This window comes from Novosphingobium mississippiense (genome assembly GCF_044029535.1).
Taxonomy (GTDB): domain Bacteria; phylum Pseudomonadota; class Alphaproteobacteria; order Sphingomonadales; family Sphingomonadaceae; genus Novosphingobium.
The window spans coordinates 3237869-3255226 of record NZ_CP147001.1 but is presented as its reverse complement, the minus strand read 5'-3'; the positions used below and the strand labels follow the sequence as shown (position 1 = coordinate 3255226).

The following is a 17358-nucleotide window of genomic DNA, read 5'->3' as shown; positions in this document are numbered from 1 at the left end:
ACGGTAAGGAGCCTCCCCCCATGAGTCTGTCCAAACGTCTTTCCAAGGATCGCCAGACGGCCCGCGCCAGTGTGCGGCTGGGCCAGTGGGTGGAACTGGATGCCCGCACCGATTTCAGCCCGGCGGGGCTGGTGGCCGTGGGCGTACTCGTCTCGGGCATTCTGCTGAGCACCAGCGTTCTGGTGGCCGCGGCCGGACGGGCCAAGGCACGGCGGATTGAGGCGCGCAGGGATCGCAGCCTGCCGCGCTGACGATGCGGACAGTTCATCCCGGATCGGCCTAGGCAAACACCTCCGTCATCCCCGCGAAGGCGGGGATCCCGCTTGTTCTTTAGGCGGTGCGCGAAGGAAGCGGGGCCCCCGCCTTCGCGGGGGCGACGAGCTTTTGGATGGCGGATGTTGTGCGCCGATGCCGGGCGCGGCGGGTCGACCGCGCTCCGGAAGCGGTACGGCCGTTCACTCCGGCGTGGCGAACCAGATCACGTGCTTGGGCCCCTTGCCATTGCTGCGGGAGGAGACCTTCACTTCGTCCACCTTGAATCCCGCGCGCTCCAGCCGGCGGGTGAAGGCGGGATCGGCACCGGCGGACCAGACCGCCAGCACGCCGTCCGGCGTCAGCGCATTGCGCGCCGCGCGCAGGCCGGTTTTCGAATAGATCTGGTTGTTATCCTCGCGCACCAGCCCATCCGGGCCGTTGTCGACGTCGAGCAGGATCGCGTCGTAGGCGGCGCGCGATCCGTCGATCACGTGCGCCACGTCGCCCATCACCAGATCGACGCGCGGATTGTCGAGGCAGCCCTGCGCCAGTTCGGCCATCGGCCCGCGCGCCCATTCGATGATCTCGGGCACCAGTTCGACGACCGTGATCTTCGAATCCTCGGGCAGCGTGCGCAGCGCGGCGCGCAGGGTGAAGCCCATGCCGTAGCCGCCGATCAGGAAGTGGGGGCGCTTGGTGATGCCCTTGATGCGCTCATAGGCCATGGTGGCGAGGGCTTCCTCGCTGCCCCACTTGCGCGTGGACATCAGCTCGTTGTGGCCCAGCACGATCATGTAATCCTGATCGTGCTTGTAAAGCTCAAGCTTCTCCCCGTCAGGGATCCACGCGGTGTCGATAAGCTCGCGCTTGATCATGCTGATGTCTTTCCGGGATGACGCAAGTGAATGATGGGATAGGCGCGGCCGTCGGCGTCGCGTTCGGACCGGCCGGTGCGCAGGAAACCACGCGCTTCGTAGAAGGGCAGGGCGTTGTCCGCCTGTTCGTTGGCATCGACGCGGGCCTGCGGCTCCAGCGCCAGCGCATGGGCGACCAGCGCGGAGCCGAAACCCCGCCCATGGACCGCTGGATCGACGAACAGGGCTTCGATGGATCCGTCGACGAAGACCATGAAGCCCTGCGCGATGCCGTCCGCATCCTCGGCGATCCACAGCGGGACGGCCGGAAGCATGGCTTCGACCTGATCCGCGATTTCGGCCTTGTGCTCCGCCGACAGGAAGCCGTGAGTGGCGTCCACCGCCGCGCGCCAGATGGCAAAGGCGCGCGGGGCGTCGTCGGCAGAACCAGGTCTGATCATCGCGGTCTGACCATCAGCGCAGATCCGGCGCGGTGGATTCGGCCTTGAGCATGGCGATCGCTTCGTCGAGCGTCATGACCTTCTGGTGCTCGGCACCCAGCGTGCGGATGGCAACGGTGCCTTCCTCGGCCTCACGCTTGCCGACCACCACCAGATGCGGAACCTTCTTCAGCGAGTGGTCGCGCACCTTGTAGTTGATCTTCTCGTTGCGCAGGTCGGTTTCGACGCGCACGCCGGCGGCCTTCAGCTTTTGCGACACTTCCTGCGCATAGCTGTCGGCGTCGGAGACGATCGTGGTGACCACGGCCTGGACCGGGGCGAGCCAGACCGGCAGCTTGCCGGCGAAGTGCTCGATCAGGATGCCGATGAAGCGCTCGTACGAACCGAAGATCGCGCGGTGCAGCATGACCGGGCGGTGCTTCTCGCCATCCTCGCCAATGTAATGGGCGTCGAGGCGTTCGGGCAGCATGCGGTCGGACTGGATCGTGCCCACCTGCCAGGTACGGCCGATCGCGTCGGTCAGGTGCCATTCCAGCTTGGGCGCATAGAACGCGCCTTCGCCCGGCAGTTCTTCCCAGCCGTATTCCTCGGTGGCAAGGCCGGCGCGCACGACGGCGTCGCGCAGTTCGGCCTCGGCCTTGTCCCACTGCTCTTCGGTGCCGATGCGGTTGTCCGGGCGCAGGGCCAGCTTGATCGAATAAGTGAAGCCGAAGTCCTTGTAGACGCGATCGGCCATCTCGCAGAACGCCTGCACTTCGCCGACGATCTGGTCTTCGCGGCAGAAGATGTGGCCATCGTCCTGCGTGAACTGGCGCACGCGCATCAGGCCGTGCAGCGCGCCGTGCGGCTCGTTGCGGTGGCAGCAGCCATTCTCGACGATGCGCAGTGGCAGATCGCGGTAGGACTTGATGCCCTGCTTGAAGATCAGCACGTGCGCCGGGCAGTTCATCGGCTTCAAGGCCATCCACTGGGCCTCGTCCGAGATGATCGGGCCGTCGTCCTCGGTGTTGGGCACCTCGTCGGGGATGACGAACATGTTCTCGCGGTACTTGCCCCAGTGGCCCGAGGCTTCCCACTGCCGCGCGTCCATGACCTGCGGCGTCTTCACTTCCTTGCAGTCCGCCTGGCTGATCGCGCGGCGCATGTAGTCTTCAAGGGCGCGATAGATCACGTAGCCCTTGGGGTGCCAGAACACCGAACCGTGCGCTTCGGCCTGGAGGTGGAACAGGTCCATCTCGTTGCCCAGCTTGCGGTGGTCGCGCTTGGCGGCCTCTTCAAGGCGCGTCAGGTGGGCGGCAAGCTGCTTCTTGTTCAGCCAGCCGGTGCCGTAGATGCGGGAAAGCATCGCGTTCTTCTGATCGCCGCGCCAATAGGCGCCCGAAACGCGCGTCAGCTTGAAGGCCGCAGGGTCCAGCTTGCCGGTGGAGGGCAGGTGAGGGCCGCGGCACATGTCCAGCCAGTCCTCGCCCGACCAGTAGACGGTCAGCGGCTCGTCGCCCGGAAGCTCGGCGGCCCATTCGGCCTTGAAGTTCTCACCCTGCTGCTTCCAGCGGCTGATCAGCTGTTCACGATCCCAGACCTCACGACGCAGCGGCTTGTCGGCGGCGATGATCTTGCGCATCTCCGCCTCGATCGCCGGCAGGTCTTCATCGGTGAACGGCCCACGCTCGGGATTGGGCGCGAAGTCGTAGTAGAAACCGTCGCCCGTGGATGGGCCGAAGGTGATCTGCGTGCCGGGGAACAGCGCCTGCACCGCTTCGGCCAGCACGTGCGCATAGTCGTGCCGGGCCAGGTCCAGCGCCTCTTCCTCGTCCCGGCTGGTGACGAGGGCAAGGTTGGCGTCGCCGGTGAAGGGGCGGCTGAGGTCCACCAGCTCGCCATCGATCTTCGCGGCGAGCGCGGCCTTGGCAAGGCCGGGGCCGATGGCGGCGGCGACGTCGGCGGGCGTGGAGCCTTCGGGCATTTCGCGGACCGAACCGTCGGGCAGGCTGATCTTGAACATCTCGGACATCGAACTTGTCTTTCCGGTTTCCAGCGTCGCGGGTTCTGGACCAGCGGGATTTCGGCCCCAATGGCACACCCACGCGCGCGGGTGAAGCTTTTGCGCCTTAGAAATTCGCTCGATTCGGAAGAGTGACGCCGCTCGCCCGAACCCCGGGCGACGGTGGCTGCCTGTTCAGGCCGCGACCAACCGCCCCCGGGAGCGCCGGGTGGTAGTAGTGGCGCCAGTGGCCAGGACGGTGCGCAGTTGCGTCATCGCCCGCCGATGTAGCGATCCCGGGGGCAAATGTCACCCCGCATCGGCGCCGCAAGTTTGGAAAGCGAGCGCGTCTTTTTGTAAAGTAAACTTGTCATCGTCACGCGAGGGAAGTAAAGCATGCTTGTCATCACGCGGATGGCGAGTCGAACGGAGTCGTTCCATGACAAGGCCTGCATCGAAGCATTCGGCCGGTTTCACGCCCGCCCAGCGCGTCCACAATCGCCGCTCGCTGATCGCGCTGGGCGTCTATGCGCTGGTGCTGCCGCCGATCGTCTGGCTGCACGCTCATGCGGACATCTATCCGCTGCAGCAGCCCTGGGTGGCGCTGCTTGCGCTGGTGCCGGCACTGCCGCTGATCGCGATCTTCGCCAATTTCGCGCGCTATCTGACCGAAGAGGGCGACGAATATGTGCGCATGATGGTGGTGCGGCAGATCCTGGTGGCAACCACGGTGGCGATGTGCTGCGCGGTGGTATGGGGCTTTCTCAGCGAACTGGGCGGTATGCAGCCGATCGCCAATTACTGGATCGCGGTGGTCTGGGTGGTGGCGCAAAGCACCTGCGGCACGATCCAGCGCCTGCGCAATCGGGGGGAATGACGATGAACGCATCCGGAAACCTCACGGGGCGCCGTGGCATCACCGCAAGCCCGGTTTTCTGGGGGCTGGCCTTCTTCGCGGTCATGGCGGTCATCGCCGGGCTGCAGATCGCCGGCGTGATCGGCGCTTCCGGCAGTCTGGCGCTGATGCTGGTGGCGGGGCCGGCGATGATTGTGCCAATGATGCGCTCCGCCAATCGCCTTGCTCGAGAGAGCGGCTGCGGCAGCCCGGCGGTGCGGCGCTTCAACACGCGCATGGGCGTCAGTTCCGCTGGCTATGTGGTGGCGCTGGGGCTGGGCATCTGGTGCTGGCAGCAGTTCCACCCTGGAACGGTGGTGACCGTGGCCCTCGCGCTGGCGGTGGTGGTGCCGATCTTCGGCATGATCTGGGCCACCGCGCGCTATCTTCACGAGGAGACCGACGAGTATCTGCGGCAGCGGGCGGCGATCGCCTCGCTCTACGGGCTTGGCGCGGTGCTGGCGCTGGGCTCGCTCTGGGGTTTTCTGGAGACGTTTCGGCTGGTACCGCACGTGCCCGGATGGGCGGTGGTGCCGGTCTGGGCCATCGGCATGGGGATCGGTCAGTTCCGGATGAGTGCGGGGAAGCGATGAAGAACCGCCTCAAGGTCCTGCGTGCCGAGCGCGGCTGGAGCCAGCAGGACCTCGCCGAACGGCTGGAGGTCAGCCGTCAGAGCGTCAATGCGATCGAAACGGGCCGCTACGATCCCTCCCTGCCGCTGGCCTTCCGCATTGCGGAGGTTTTCGGTCTGGCGATCGAGGGCATTTTCCAGAAGGATTGAGGGCGATGCGGGCGAAGGTGGGTTTGGCGGTTGCGGTGGTCCTGGCGATCGTGCTGGCGGCGCTGCATGCCAGCGGTGGCGGACGCCGTGGGGTTGCCGAGGGAGGACGCCCTGCCGGCACCATCCTCATCCGGGTGATCGCGCCGGCCCTGTTTTAGCTTCAGGGATCCAGATTTAGTGAATCGTCACGCGGCGTCGGCGCCATGCCAACCGTTCCAGCGCCGCCACCAGCACCCAGCCGGCGGCCATGCAGACGAACGGCATGACCGGATAGTGGAAGCGGGACTGGCCGGGGAACGCCAGACAGATGATCGTCGGATAGAGCGCCACGGCGTAAGGCAACAGCCACCAGCCTGCCCAACGAATCCGGTCATGCAGCCGCCGCGCGGTCATGACCGCGAAGGCCAGTGCAAAGCCCGCCATCAACAGCCCGTAGTAGACCTGATTCCCCCAGCGCACCGCGCGGTAGAGGCTTTCGAAGCGCGCATAGCCGGGCGCGCCCGCCCGATAGGCCTGCTCCGCCTCGCCATCGGATAGCCACAACGGCATGACCTTCGCGGGGGTGAGGGGGAGGGCCCTGTCCGGGGTGGCGGCAATCGGTGTCGTCACCACGGGAGCCTCGGGCGAATGGGCGTCGTTGGTGGAGACGGCGACCCAATGCCCCAGTTCCGCCCGGTTGCGCACCGCCCACGGCAACGCCACCAGCATGGCCACCGCCATGACCAGCAGCCCATCGACCAGCAGCTTCGGCAGGCGTTTGCCCATCGGCTTCATCCGCAGCCAGTCGATCGCGAACAGCAGCGGCAGCAGGGCCAGCGTCTGCGCCTTCACCAGCGTCGCGAAGCCGAAGATCAGCCCGGCGCCCACCAGCTGCCAGCGATTCTCGCGCGCCACCACTGCCCAGCAGCCGGCCATCAGCAGCAGGGTGTAGAACACTTCGGCCAATGCCAGCGGCACATAGCCGATGGCATTGGGATAGATCGCCAGCAGCAGCAGCCCCAGCCGCGCGGCGCCCTCGCTGCCGAACAGCCGGCGGCCCAGCACCAGCGTCAGCAGGCCGACCAGCAGCGCGGAGATCAGGTTGAAGATCCCCAGCGTGACGGGTGAGGTGCCGAACTGCGCGAAGGCGAAGCCCAGTGCGGCCGGCCAGCCCGGCGACCAGAATGCCGCACCTGCACCCGCATCCGCGCCGTCCAGATGGCCCTTGCCCGCGGCAAGGCTGGCTGCGCGCAAGTAGTGCCATTCGGCATCGGCGGTGGGCGCCACCTCGATCAACAGCACGGCCACGCGCAGCGCGAAATAGAGCGCCCAGATGGCCAGCAGCACCGACCGTTCGGTGGCGAACCATTCCAGCCGCAAGGCCAGCCGGCTGGGCCGGGTTGGAAAATCGAGAATCTGCGCGGACATAGTGCGACGGGATCCTGAGGCTGGCGGTTTAAGATTGCCTTACGCGGTTAATCGCATGAGGGGCAACCGTTGGTGGGGGCGACGAGGTGCTGTGGGGCCGATCCATGGCGAGAATGATGCCCGAAGCGCGTTCGGCAACGTGATCCGCGGACCCACATTCGCCCATCTTTCCACCCCCACCCCTTGCCGTGCCCGGGCGGCGCCCCCACAATCGCGGGCATGACCGAAATCCGTTTCCACGCAATGCCCGACGGGCGCCAGATCGCCCACCGCTTCACGCCCGGAATGGGGCCCACCATCGTCTTCCTGCCCGGCTACATGTCCGACATGGCGGGCAGCAAGGCCACCGCACTGTTCGACATGGCGGCGGCCAGCGGCCGGGCCTGCATGTTGCTGGACTATTCGGGCTGCGGCGAAAGCTCCGGCCAGTTCGCGGACGGCACGCTCAGCCGCTGGCGCGACGAAGTGGTGGCGCTGGTGGAAGCGGCGAACCTGCGCGACGTGGTGCTGGTCGGATCGTCGATGGGCGGCTGGCTGATGCTGCTGGTGGCGGACACGCTGGGAGATCGGGTGAAGGGCATGGTCGGCGTGGCCGCCGCGCCGGACTTCACCGAATGGGGCATCGCCCAGATGGACAAGAACGTCCTGGCCGATGGCGAAACGATCTGGGAAGACAATCCCTACGGCCCCGAGCCTACCCCCACGCACCCCGGTTTCTGGGCGGATGGGCAGGCCAACCTCATGCTGGAAAAGCAAATCGCGTTCGACGGCCCGGTGCGCCTGCTGCACGGCCAGCGTGACGATGATGTGCCCTGGGAAATCTCGGTGCGGCTGGCGGAAAAGCTGCGTTCATCCGAGGTGCAGGTGACTCTGATCAAGGACGGCGATCACCGCCTTTCGCGCGAGTCCGACGTCCACCAGCTGTTGCGCAGCGTGGCCGAACTGGTCCTCTCCCGCGCACCGGCGGCCTGACCCGGAGACCCTTCCCCGATGCCCGTCCTGCTTTCCCTGATGCTGATGCAAGCCAATGTCGATGCGGCCGGCATCGCCAGTCCCTATGCCTCTGCCCTGCCGCGCGAAATCGTCGAGAAGAAGGCGGACGAGGAGCGCAAGCGCCGGGCCGAGCAGGCGGCGGAAGCGGCCGGGCCGGCCATTCCGCAATCGAACACTGGGTGCATGCTGGCGGTCGAATCCGATCCCGAACACTCGGCCGACATCGCCCGCCAGGCGATGGTTGAGGCACAGGGCCGCACCCGCGTGCGCGCCGGGCTGTGCCTGGGCGTCGCGCTGTCGGAGCTTGACCGTTGGGACGAGGCGCGCACCGCCTTCCTGCAGGCGCGCGATGCCGCCGATGGTGAGGATCATCCCAGCCGTGCCCGTCTGGGCGCGATGGCCGGCAATGCCGCGCTGGCCGGCGGCAAGCCGGGCGAGGCGCTGTCGATCCTCGGCCCGGCCAGCGCCGATGCCAAGCAGGCGGAAGATACCGCGCTGCAGGCCTCGATCGCGCTGGACCGCGCGCGGGCGCTTGTGTCGCTGGGCCAGCCGGACGAGGCGGCCAACGCGCTGGCCGAGGCACGCAACGCCGATGCCACCAATCCGCAGGCTTGGCTGCTTTCGGCCACGCTCTCGCGCCGCCAGAACAAGTTGATCGAGGCGCAGGCACAGATCGAAAAGGCTGCCGAACTGGCGCCGCAGGATCCCGACGTCGGGCTGGAAGCGGGCGTGATCGCCGTGCTTTCGGGCCGTGACGAGGCGGCGCGGCGCAGCTGGAACTCGGTTCTGGCCACCAGTCCGGACACGCCGCAGGCCGCCACGGCCAAGGGCTACATCGCCCAGCTCGGCTCCGAATCCAAGGCTCCCCCCACAAAGGCCAAATGATGTTCCCACTCTCCGTTCTCGATCTCGTCCCCGTCCGTCAGGGCGGCACCGTTGCCGAAGCGCTGGCGATCACCGCCCGCACCGCGCAGGCCGCCGAAAAGGCCGGTTACAAGCGCTTCTGGGTGGCCGAACACCACGGCATGGACGGGATCGCGGGCGGGGCCACTTCGGTCGTGTTGGCCCACGTCGGCGCGGCGACGTCCACCATCCGCATCGGCGCGGGCGGCATCATGCTGCCCAACCACAACCCTTACGTGATCGCCGAGCAGTTCGGCACGCTGGCGGCGCTGTTCCCCGGCCGCGTCGATCTTGGCCTTGGCCGCGCGGCGGGCGCCGACGGGCGGCTGGCCAATGCCCTGCGCAAGGACATCGTCGGCGCGGCGGAGCATTTCCCGCAGGACGTGGTGGAACTGCAGGCGCGCTTTGCCGGGCACGCGGTGGGCGGGGTTTCCGCGCCGCAGGCGGAGGGCGCGGAAGTCGAGATGTGGGTGCTGGGTTCCAGCCTGTTCGGCGCGCACCTCGCCGCGACGCTGGGTATGCCCTATGCCTTCGCCTCACACTTCGCGCCGGCCATGCTGAATCAGGCGGCGCAGATCTATCGCGATCGGTTCCAGCCCGGCAAGTTCCTCGACAAGCCGTACTTCATGGCGGCGATCAACGTGGTGGCCGCCGATACCGACGAGGAAGCGCGCTATCTGGGCTCGTCGATCGATCAGAGCTTCGTTGCCCTGCGCACCGGCACGCCCGGCCGCCTGCCGCCGCCGATCCGCGACTATCGCGATTCGCTGCCGGGCGCGGCGCGGGCGATGCTGGAGGAAGTCCGCTCGGTCAGCGCCATCGGCACGCCGGCGCGGGTGCGGGACGAGATTCTGGCGTTCCAGCAACGCACGCAGGCGGACGAGCTGATCGTCTCAGGCGCGATTTTCGATCCTGATGCGCAAGTGCGTTCGCTGGAACTGGCGATGGCGGCACTGGAGGCGACGCCAGCCTGATTCATGGCGCCTGATTCATGGCGCCTGATTCATGGCGCCTGATCGATAGGGGGATGACGGCCGGCTTCCGGCGTCATCCCCGCTTTCGTCAGAACGGCTCGTTCAGGCGGGCCAGCGCGCCTTCCAGCAGCGCGGCATGTTCCTGCGGCGGGCGATGCTCCATTTGCAGGCGGCCGATGCCGATACTGCTTTCGATGACGTCGCGGCAGCGGTCGAAGCGGCGCTCCTCATAAGCGGCCAGACCTTCACTCACCGTATCGGCCCGGGCCAGTTCCTCCGCCAGCACGATCGCGCTTTCCACCGCCATCCCGGCACCGGAGGCAAGGTGCGGCGTCGTCGCATGAACCGCGTCGCCCAGCAGCACCACCCGCCCGTTCGACCACGGGCGCGGCTGCAGCGCGGCGGACAGCGGGCGGTAGTTGATCCAGTCCTCGCGCGTCATGGTGTCGCGGATCCAGCCGGCATTGCCGCCGAACGGGGCCAGCAATTCCTTCAGCGTGGTGAACAGCTCCTCCTCGTCCATGAAGCTCTCGCGCTCCACGTGCGGGGTCAGCATCCACATGTAGACGCTGTCCGGGCTGCACGCGGTGATGCCGCAAGGGTTGTCATGGCCCAGGAAGAATTCGCTTTCGGTAAGTCCCGGCGGCTTGCGGATGGAGATGCGCCAGCAGCCCTGCCCGGTCGGCTGGGTGGGGCCCATGTGCGCGAAGGCGATTTCGCGCACGCTGGAATTGACGCTGTCGGCGCCGATCACCAGATCGTAGCGGCCGGTCGAACCGTCGGAGAAGGTGACGTCCACGCCATCCTGATCGCCATCAAGCGCGGTAACCGTCAGGCCCAGGCGCACCGGAATATCCAGCGCCTTCACCCGCGTCTGCATGATCTTGTGCAGCACCGGGCGCATGATGCCGCCGGTGGCCGGCAGGCCTTCCTCGATCACCGGTTCGTCCAGCACATGCATCAGCGTGCCGTCATAGCGATAGAGGCGGGTCTTGTTGGTGATCGCGCCCGCCTGCTTGATTTCGTCCAATAGGCCGAGCCGCCGATAGGCGCGCAAGGTCGGCCCGGTGATGGTTATGCCGGCGCCGTAGACCCGCCATTCCGGATCGAGGTCGATCAGGTCCACCCTGACGCCGCGCTCCGCAAGGCTGATGGCCGTCGCCATGCCGCCAATCCCTCCGCCCACGACAAGTGCCGTGGCGATGCTGCTGATGCTCTCCCGTGTCATGTGATGAGGACTAGCGAGGCGGCGGCGGCAGACAAATCCGAACTGTGGATGCGTGCCTATCGATACAATCGGTGTGACGCAGGGCACCGGCTTGAGTAGCCCAAAGACAAGAACACAGCACATTTGGGAGGAACATCGTGCGCAACAGGCTTCTGGAATCCGTCTGCATTTCTGCCGTGGTACTGGCGGGGGCCAGTGCCGTACCGGCGTTCGCGCAAGACAATTCGCAGGCCCCGCAGGCCACCTCCACCAACGCCGCCGCCGACAACAACGGCATCGGCGACATTATCGTTACCGCCCAGCGCCGTTCGGAAACGCTGCAGAGCGCGGGCATCGCCATCGACGCGGTGGGTGGAGACAACCTGATCCAGCGCGGTGTCACCCAGGCCGATGCGCTGAACAAGCTGGTGCCGGCGCTGACCGTTACCAACGGCGGCGGTTCCAACACCTCCATCTTCCTGCGCGGTGTCGGCAACATCACCAACAACAGCTATAACGACCCCGCGGTCACGCCGAGCTACGACGGCGTCGTCCTGGGCCGCGCGGCCGGTGCCTTCGGCGCCGCGTTCTACGATCTGGCCCGCGTCGAAGTGCTGAAGGGGCCGCAGGGCATCCTCTATGGCCGCAACGCCACCGGCGGCGCGGTCAACATCATTCCCAACCGCCCCGAACTGGGCCGCAACAAGGGCGGCTTCACGCTTTCGGTCGGCAATTACGATGCCGTCAGCGTCGAAGGCTTCGCCAACCTGGCAATCGGTGAGAATGCCGCGCTGCGCGTGGCCGGTACGCACCAGTATCACGATGGCTACAACCGCGACGGCAGCGACGATCTCAACCGCAGCGGATTGCGCGCCCAATTGCTGTTCGAACCGACCGACAAGCTGAGCGTGCGCGTCGGCGGCGACTATACCCATGTCGGCGGCGTGGGCGCGGGCTCCAGCTACATCGGTGCCTTCACGCCGGGTCCGAACGGCTTCACTTTCGCGGCTTCGGGCCTCGATTCGTCGGAAGGCTTCAACACCGCCGCCGCCAACGCCTATCGCCAGACCCAGCTGGGCGCGCCGGGCTTCGGCTTCCTGACGGCGATGAACGAGCAGCAGATGATCGACGCCACCTATTGGGGCGTGAACGCCGAAGTCACGCTGGATACCGGCATCGGCACGCTGACCGTGCTGCCCGCCTATCGCAAATCCGACTTCACCACGTTCTTCTACGGCCCCGCCTTCAACACCGCCTACAATGACGAGCAGGACCGCCAGGCCAGCCTGGAAGCGCGCCTGGCGGGCAAGGTCAGCATGTTCGATTACGTGGTGGGCGGCTTCTACTTCAACGAGAAGATCCGGAACGTCGGCGAATACAACCAGGAATTCGTGCTGCCGATCCAGCGCTATAGCCACAAGACCGAATCCTACGCCGGCTTCGGCCAGCTCACCGCGCACATCACCGACGAATTCCGCCTGATCGGCGGCCTGCGCTACACGCACGACCACAAGTCGATCGACGGCATCATCAACAACTTCATCACGTACTGCGGCGGCCTGCCGCCGGTGACGCCGCCGGCCTCGTTCGCGCAGGGCTGCGCGACGCCGGGCAACCTGCCCAACTACCCCAACTTCACCACCACCGGCGACACGGTGAACTGGCTGATCGCCAACGGCTACATCGCGCCGGGCAGCACGGACGAGGCGAACCAGCAGTTCTATCCGCTGCTCAGCGGCGCGGGGATCATCCAGAAGACCTATTACCCGGTGGTCGCCTCGGGCAGTTACAGCCGCGTGACGTGGAAGGCGGGCGCCGAATACGACGTGGCGCCGGATTCGCTGCTCTATGCCTCGGTCGAAAGCGGCTACCGCGCCGGTGGCTTCCAGCTTTCGGAAGGCAATCCCAGCTACAAGCCGGAATTCATCACCGCCTACACCATCGGATCGAAGAACCGCTTCTGGAACAACAAGATCCAGCTCAACGTCGAGGCGTTCTACTGGAAGTACAAGGACCAGCAGATCAACTACTTCACCGTCTCTCCCGATTCGGTGCTGATCAACACGATCGACAATGCGGGCCGGGCCGACATCAAGGGCTTCGACGTCGATTTCATGGCCAAGCCGATGCACAACACCACGCTGTCGGCCAAAGTCCAGTACCTGGATACCGAGTACAAGGAACTGACACTCACCACCGCATCGCCGCGCAACAACATCAACTGCCCATCCAGCCCCACCGGCAGCTACCTGAGCGACGGCACCACGCCGATCCTGGCGTTCGACTGTTCGGGCCGGCCGCTGCTCTATTCGCCGAAGTGGACGGTGAACCTGGGCGTGGAGCAGATCGTCCCGCTCAGCGACAAGTACGAACTGGTGGGCGGCGTCAACACCTCGTGGCGGTCCTCGCAGTACGGCGCGTTCGAGTATCTCGATTTCGAGAAGATCCGTTCGTACTGGCTGACCGACGCCAATCTGGCGGTGCGCCTGTCCGACGGCGGCCTCTCGCTGGGCGCCTATATCCAGAACATCGAGAACAAGCGCCGCGTAGCGACGCCGCAATCGTCGCCGATCGGCTTCGCGGTGGCGCGTTATACCGCGCCGCGTACCTATGGCTTGCGTCTCTCGGCGGAATTCTGAAGACATGGGGGTGTCGACAGACCGTCGCAGAGTGCTGGGGTGGCTGGGCGCGACGACCGCACTCGTCGCGCTTTCGGGGCCGGGCAGGGCGCTTGCCCGCCCGGCTCCCCCTCCAGCCCGGCCAAACATCGTCTACATCATGGCCGACGATCTCGGCTATGCGGACCTTTCCGCCACCGGATCGCATGCGATCCGCACGCCCGCCATCGACAGTCTGGGCCGCGACGGCATCCGGCTGACGCAGGGCTATGCCAGCACGCCGATCTGTTCGCCCACGCGCACGGCGCTGCTGACCGGGTGCTATGCCCAGCGCTTCGCCATCGGGATCGAGGAACCGCTGGGCCCCGGCGCGCCGCCGCACATCGGCGTGCCGCTGAACCGGCCGACCATCGCCTCCGTCCTGCGCGATCAGGGCTATCACACCAAGCTGATCGGCAAGTGGCATCTGGGCGAGCCGCCCGAACACGGCCCGCTGCAGCACGGCTACGACGAGTTCCTCGGCGTGGTCGAAGGCGCGGCGGACTATTTCCGGCATCACATGGTGATGGGCGGCAAGGACGTTGGCATCGGCCTGGCCCAGAACAACGCGCCCGAACAACGCGAGGGCTATCTCACCGACCTGTTCGGGGACGAGGCGGTCAGGACCATCGAGAGTGCTGGCGACAAGCCCTTCTTCCTCTCGCTCCACTTCAACGCCCCGCACTGGCCCTGGGAAGGGCGTGAGGATGCGGCGGCAGCCAAGACTCTGCCCAACTCCTTCCACTACGAAGGCGGCAACCTCGCCAAGTACAAGGAAATGGTGGAGGCGATGGACCAGAACGTCGCCAAGGTCCTCGCCGCGCTGGAACGCACCGGCAAGGCGGACAATACCATCGTCGTCTTCACCAGCGACAACGGCGGCGAACGGTTTTCAGAGACATGGCCTTTCATCGGCCACAAAGGCGAAGTGCTGGAAGGCGGCATCCGCGTGCCGATCCTGATGCGCTGGCCGGGCCATATCGCGCCGGGCACGCTGTCCGATCAGGTCATGGCTTCGATGGATTTCCTGCCGACGTTCCTGACCATGGTGGGCGGCAACGTCGCCAAGGCGGGCAAGTTCGATGGCGCCGATCTCTCGGCCCAACTGACCGGCAAGGCTGCATCGGTGCCGCGCACGCTGTTCTGGCGTTTCAAGGCGAACGAGCAGGCCGCGGTCCGTCAGGGCGACTGGAAATACGTGAAGATCGGCGGGAAGGAGCATCTCTACAACCTGGCCGAGGATGAGCACGAACGGGCCGAACGCGCCGCCGCCGAACCCGCCAAGCTGGCCGAACTGAAAGGCCTGTGGGACGGCTGGAACGCCCAGATGCTGCCCTACCGCGTCGACGGATATTCCGAGGACGTGCGCAAGGCCTACGCAGACCGCTATTAAGGAGATCGATGTGAAAGTGCTCGTCACCGGCGCCGGCGGATTCGTCGGCCGGCAACTCGTCCGTGGCCTGCTGGAAGCCGGGCATGACGTGGTCGGGATCGACAGCCATGCCGGCGGCATTCCTGCCGGCGCGCGGGCGGTGGAAGGCGATCTGGGCGATGCTGCCGTCCGGGCGGAGGCGCTGGGGCAGGGTTGCGATGCGCTCGTCCACCTCGCCACGGTGCCCGGCGGTGCGGCGGAGGCCGATCCCGTCGCCTCGCGCCGGATCAACCTGGATGCGATGTACGATCTGCTGCTGGAAGCCAGCGCGCTCTCGCCCGGCCTGCGGGTGGCCTATGCCAGCTCGATCGCGGTCTACGGCGATCCGCTGCCCGCGCATGTCGACGATCAGACGCCGCTTTCGCCCAAGATGATCTACGGCGGGCACAAGGCGATGATGGAACATGCCGTGGCCATGTTTTCCAACCGCGGGCTGATCGACGGGGTGACGGTGCGGCTGCCCGGCATCCTTGCGCGGCCCAAGGGGCCTTCGGGCATGAAGTCCGCCTTCATGTCCAACCTGTTCCACGCGCTGAAGGCGGGGGAGGCGTTCACCTGCCCGGTCTCGGCCGAAGGTACGATCTGGGCGGAATCGCTGGAATGCGTGGCGCGGAACTTTATCCATGCCCTGTCGCTCGACACCGCGCTGCTGCCACCCACGCGGGCGGTGACCTTGCCGGCGCTGCGGGTGACGATGGGCGACCTTGCGGCGGAAATCGCGCGCCAGTGCGGCGTTTCCGCCGATCTGGTGACATACGAACCCGATGCCGCGCTGGAAGCGGCCTTTGCCGCCCAGCCGCCGCTTTCCACGCCCGCCGCCGGAAAGGCGGGTTTTGCGCACGACGGCGATCTTGCTATGCTTGTCGCAAGCGCCCTGCGAACCCTCTCGTAAGGAGCGCGCGGGAGATGGCAATGCGCTTCGGTCGGCTCGATCTCAACCTGCTGGTGGCGCTGGACGCGCTGCTGACGGAACGCAGCGTGTCGCTCGCCGCCGACAAGCTGTGCCTTTCGCAATCGGCCACTTCCAGCGCGCTGGGCCGCCTGCGCGAATACTTCGGCGATGAACTGCTGGTGGTGAAGGGGCGCAACATGATCCTCACCGCCCGGGCGGAGGAACTGATCGAGCCGGTGCGTGCGGTGCTGGAGCAGATCCGCGCGACCATCACCGTCGCCCCGCCGTTCGATCCCGCCACGGCGGAACGCCAGATCCGCATCATGGCCTCCGACTATTCGACGCAAGTGCTGCTGGCCGATGCGATTTCCGAGATCGCGCGCGAGGCGCCGGGCATCCGCTTCGAAATCCAGCCGATGCACGAAACCCCGGTCGAGGCGCTGGAGCGCGGCTACATCGATCTGCTGCTGACCATCGACTACGCCATCTCCACCGATCACCCCAGCCAGATCCTGTTCGAGGACGACTACGTGGTGCTCGGCTGGGAGGGTAATCCGGCGCTGGCCGGGCCGATGACGCGGGAGCTGTACTTCGAACTCGGCCACGTCACCGCGCGCTTCGGCAAGGCGCAGGTGCCCGCGTTCGACGACTGGTTCATGCGCCGGCAAAAGCAGCAGCGCCGGGTGGAAGTGGTGGCGCCCAGCTTCCTCTCGATCGTCGGGCTGGTGATGAACGGCAACCGCATCGCCACCGTCCACCGCCGCATGGCCGAAATCTTCGTGCGCGACCTGCCGCTGGTCATGCGCGAGATGCCCTTCAGCTTTCCGCCGATCCGCGAGGCGATCCAGTGGCACATCTCCAACACCAACGACGCCGGGCTGCGCTGGGTGGTGGAGAAGCTGGACGCCGTCGCCCGGCGCACGGGGACGGCGGGCAATGTCGTGCCGATCGGCGAAGGCCAGCGCGAGGATAACGAGCGCGAGCGGATCGAATACGCGTTCCGGATGAACAACAAGAATCTCTGAGGGGAGGGCGGACTCCTTCGGTCCTTCAACCCTCCACATCCGCACAACCCAATCCCGTCATCCCCGCGAAGGCGGGGATCCCGCTTTTCTTTGCGACGTCGCGTGAGGAAACAGGAAAGCGGGACCCCCGCCTTCGCGGGGGCGACGGAGTGATTGGTGTGACGGAGTTCGGTGTGGCCGCGAGTTCGGTGTGGCCGGGCGGCTCAATCCGCCCCATTCTCCCGATCATAGCGCTCCCGCGCCTCATGAATCGCGTCCGACCGCGCATTGATCCAGTCGATCATTCCGCGCGCCCGCGCGAACAGGTCCTCGCCCAGCGCCGACAGGCGATAGGCCACTTTCGGCGGCACATCCGCGCTGACGCTGCGCAGCACGAAGCCGTCGCGCTCCAGCGCCCGCAGCTTCAGGGTCAGCACCCGCTGCGAGATCGCCTGCTCGGACGATAGCTGGGCGATCACGCGCTTCAGGTCAGCGTGGCGCAATTCACCCTCACCCAGCACCAGCAGGATCAGCGTGGTCCAGCGGTCGCCCAGCATGCCCATCACGGCACGCGCCGGCGCCTCTCGCTCATGGCCGTAACGGGCCATTTCCGCGCCCAGCGCGCGCAGCCCGGGCAGTTCCAGCGGATCCACGATCTACCC

General features: G+C 66.6%; 18 protein-coding genes. 12 read left to right on the top strand and 6 right to left on the bottom strand.

All coding sequences use genetic code 11. From position 1 onward, the window contains the following. Positions 1 to 20: 20 nt before the first annotated feature. Positions 21 to 251: a hypothetical protein gene (locus WBP06_RS15340; protein WP_395329510.1), complete on the top strand. Its 231-nt coding sequence runs from the start codon at positions 21 to 23 to the stop codon at positions 249 to 251. A gap of 204 nt (positions 252 to 455) precedes the next feature. Here the strand turns inward: WBP06_RS15340 and WBP06_RS15335 are convergent, their stop codons facing one another. From WBP06_RS15335 to thrS, 3 genes are read right to left on the bottom strand one after another with little or no spacing between them, the layout of a single operon-like run. Continuing rightward, positions 456 to 1130: an MnmC family methyltransferase gene (locus tag WBP06_RS15335; RefSeq protein WP_395329508.1), complete on the bottom strand. Its 675-nt coding sequence runs from the start codon at positions 1128 to 1130 to the stop codon at positions 456 to 458. Then, the gene (locus WBP06_RS15330) at positions 1127 to 1570 is read right to left on the bottom strand and encodes an acetyltransferase (RefSeq protein ID WP_395329506.1); all 444 of its coding nucleotides are present in this window, start codon (positions 1568 to 1570) and stop codon (positions 1127 to 1129) included. The genes WBP06_RS15335 and WBP06_RS15330 overlap by 4 nt, the downstream gene beginning before the upstream one ends. 13 nt (positions 1571 to 1583) lie before the next feature. After that, positions 1584 to 3581: a threonine--tRNA ligase gene (gene thrS / locus WBP06_RS15325; protein ID WP_395329504.1), complete on the bottom strand. Its 1998-nt coding sequence runs from the start codon at positions 3579 to 3581 to the stop codon at positions 1584 to 1586. A gap of 409 nt (positions 3582 to 3990) precedes the next feature. Between thrS and WBP06_RS15320 the strand changes: the two genes are divergently transcribed. From WBP06_RS15320 to WBP06_RS15305, 4 genes are read left to right on the top strand one after another with little or no spacing between them, the layout of a single operon-like run. Further along, positions 3991 to 4428, top strand: a complete 438-nt coding sequence (locus WBP06_RS15320; protein ID WP_395329502.1) for a hypothetical protein — start codon at positions 3991 to 3993, stop codon at positions 4426 to 4428. Positions 4429 to 4430: 2 nt separating this feature from the next. Continuing rightward, positions 4431 to 5039, top strand: a complete 609-nt coding sequence (locus tag WBP06_RS15315) for a hypothetical protein (RefSeq protein WP_395329500.1) — start codon at positions 4431 to 4433, stop codon at positions 5037 to 5039. After that, positions 5036 to 5227 carry a helix-turn-helix transcriptional regulator gene (locus WBP06_RS15310; protein ID WP_395329498.1) on the top strand — a complete coding sequence of 64 codons (192 nt, stop codon included), beginning with the start codon at positions 5036 to 5038 and terminating at the stop codon, positions 5225 to 5227. The genes WBP06_RS15315 and WBP06_RS15310 overlap by 4 nt, the downstream gene beginning before the upstream one ends. 5 nt (positions 5228 to 5232) lie before the next feature. Further along, entirely contained in the window at positions 5233 to 5385 is a 153-nt protein-coding gene (locus WBP06_RS15305) for a hypothetical protein (RefSeq protein ID WP_395329496.1), read from the top strand. Between the two features lie 16 nt (positions 5386 to 5401). On the opposite strand, the gene WBP06_RS15300 is transcribed toward WBP06_RS15305, so the two are convergent. Continuing rightward, positions 5402 to 6634: a glycosyl transferase gene (locus WBP06_RS15300; RefSeq protein WP_395329494.1), complete on the bottom strand. Its 1233-nt coding sequence runs from the start codon at positions 6632 to 6634 to the stop codon at positions 5402 to 5404. Between the two features lie 219 nt (positions 6635 to 6853). Between WBP06_RS15300 and WBP06_RS15295 the strand changes: the two genes are divergently transcribed. From WBP06_RS15295 to WBP06_RS15285, 3 genes are read left to right on the top strand one after another with little or no spacing between them, the layout of a single operon-like run. Continuing rightward, on the top strand, positions 6854 to 7606 hold the full coding sequence (locus WBP06_RS15295; RefSeq protein WP_395329492.1) for an alpha/beta fold hydrolase: 753 nt from the start codon (positions 6854 to 6856) through the stop codon (positions 7604 to 7606). A gap of 18 nt (positions 7607 to 7624) precedes the next feature. Further along, positions 7625 to 8512 carry a tetratricopeptide repeat protein gene (locus WBP06_RS15290; protein ID WP_395329490.1) on the top strand — a complete coding sequence of 296 codons (888 nt, stop codon included), beginning with the start codon at positions 7625 to 7627 and terminating at the stop codon, positions 8510 to 8512. Beyond that, entirely contained in the window at positions 8512 to 9504 is a 993-nt protein-coding gene (locus WBP06_RS15285) for an LLM class flavin-dependent oxidoreductase (RefSeq protein ID WP_395329488.1), read from the top strand. The genes WBP06_RS15290 and WBP06_RS15285 overlap by 1 nt, the downstream gene beginning before the upstream one ends. Positions 9505 to 9592: 88 nt before the next feature. Here the strand turns inward: WBP06_RS15285 and WBP06_RS15280 are convergent, their stop codons facing one another. Then, entirely contained in the window at positions 9593 to 10732 is a 1140-nt protein-coding gene (locus tag WBP06_RS15280) for an FAD-dependent monooxygenase (RefSeq protein ID WP_395329486.1), read from the bottom strand. Positions 10733 to 10869: 137 nt separating this feature from the next. Here WBP06_RS15280 and WBP06_RS15275 point away from each other — a divergent pair, with 137 nt between their 5' ends. From WBP06_RS15275 to WBP06_RS15260, 4 genes are read left to right on the top strand one after another with little or no spacing between them, the layout of a single operon-like run. Continuing rightward, on the top strand, positions 10870 to 13350 hold the full coding sequence (locus tag WBP06_RS15275) for a TonB-dependent receptor (protein ID WP_395329484.1): 2481 nt from the start codon (positions 10870 to 10872) through the stop codon (positions 13348 to 13350). Positions 13351 to 13360: 10 nt separating this feature from the next. Beyond that, entirely contained in the window at positions 13361 to 14761 is a 1401-nt protein-coding gene (locus WBP06_RS15270; protein WP_395329482.1) for a sulfatase-like hydrolase/transferase, read from the top strand. Positions 14762 to 14771: 10 nt separating this feature from the next. Next, positions 14772 to 15692, top strand: a complete 921-nt coding sequence (locus WBP06_RS15265; RefSeq protein ID WP_395329480.1) for an NAD-dependent epimerase/dehydratase family protein — start codon at positions 14772 to 14774, stop codon at positions 15690 to 15692. A 20-nt stretch (positions 15693 to 15712) separates the two neighbouring features. After that, positions 15713 to 16717, top strand: a complete 1005-nt coding sequence (locus WBP06_RS15260) for a LysR family transcriptional regulator (protein ID WP_395329478.1) — start codon at positions 15713 to 15715, stop codon at positions 16715 to 16717. A gap of 203 nt (positions 16718 to 16920) precedes the next feature. Here WBP06_RS15260 and WBP06_RS15255 read toward each other — a convergent pair whose 3' ends face one another. After that, positions 16921 to 17349: a winged helix-turn-helix transcriptional regulator gene (locus WBP06_RS15255; RefSeq protein ID WP_395329476.1), complete on the bottom strand. Its 429-nt coding sequence runs from the start codon at positions 17347 to 17349 to the stop codon at positions 16921 to 16923. Positions 17350 to 17358: the final 9 nt, after the last annotated feature.

Coding starts and splice junctions, on each gene's coding strand:
- WBP06_RS15340 (WP_395329510.1), top strand. CDS start 21: ATGAGTCTGTCCAAACGTCTTTCCAAGGATCGCCAGACGGCCCGCGCC.
- WBP06_RS15335 (WP_395329508.1), bottom strand. CDS start 1,130: ATGATCAAGCGCGAGCTTATCGACACCGCGTGGATCCCTGACGGGGAG.
- WBP06_RS15330 (WP_395329506.1), bottom strand. CDS start 1,570: ATGATCAGACCTGGTTCTGCCGACGACGCCCCGCGCGCCTTTGCCATC.
- thrS (WP_395329504.1), bottom strand. CDS start 3,581: ATGTCCGAGATGTTCAAGATCAGCCTGCCCGACGGTTCGGTCCGCGAA.
- WBP06_RS15320 (WP_395329502.1), top strand. CDS start 3,991: ATGACAAGGCCTGCATCGAAGCATTCGGCCGGTTTCACGCCCGCCCAG.
- WBP06_RS15315 (WP_395329500.1), top strand. CDS start 4,431: ATGAACGCATCCGGAAACCTCACGGGGCGCCGTGGCATCACCGCAAGC.
- WBP06_RS15310 (WP_395329498.1), top strand. CDS start 5,036: ATGAAGAACCGCCTCAAGGTCCTGCGTGCCGAGCGCGGCTGGAGCCAG.
- WBP06_RS15305 (WP_395329496.1), top strand. CDS start 5,233: ATGCGGGCGAAGGTGGGTTTGGCGGTTGCGGTGGTCCTGGCGATCGTG.
- WBP06_RS15300 (WP_395329494.1), bottom strand. CDS start 6,634: ATGTCCGCGCAGATTCTCGATTTTCCAACCCGGCCCAGCCGGCTGGCC.
- WBP06_RS15295 (WP_395329492.1), top strand. CDS start 6,854: ATGACCGAAATCCGTTTCCACGCAATGCCCGACGGGCGCCAGATCGCC.
- WBP06_RS15290 (WP_395329490.1), top strand. CDS start 7,625: ATGCCCGTCCTGCTTTCCCTGATGCTGATGCAAGCCAATGTCGATGCG.
- WBP06_RS15285 (WP_395329488.1), top strand. CDS start 8,512: ATGTTCCCACTCTCCGTTCTCGATCTCGTCCCCGTCCGTCAGGGCGGC.
- WBP06_RS15280 (WP_395329486.1), bottom strand. CDS start 10,732: ATGACACGGGAGAGCATCAGCAGCATCGCCACGGCACTTGTCGTGGGC.
- WBP06_RS15260 (WP_395329478.1), top strand. CDS start 15,713: ATGCGCTTCGGTCGGCTCGATCTCAACCTGCTGGTGGCGCTGGACGCG.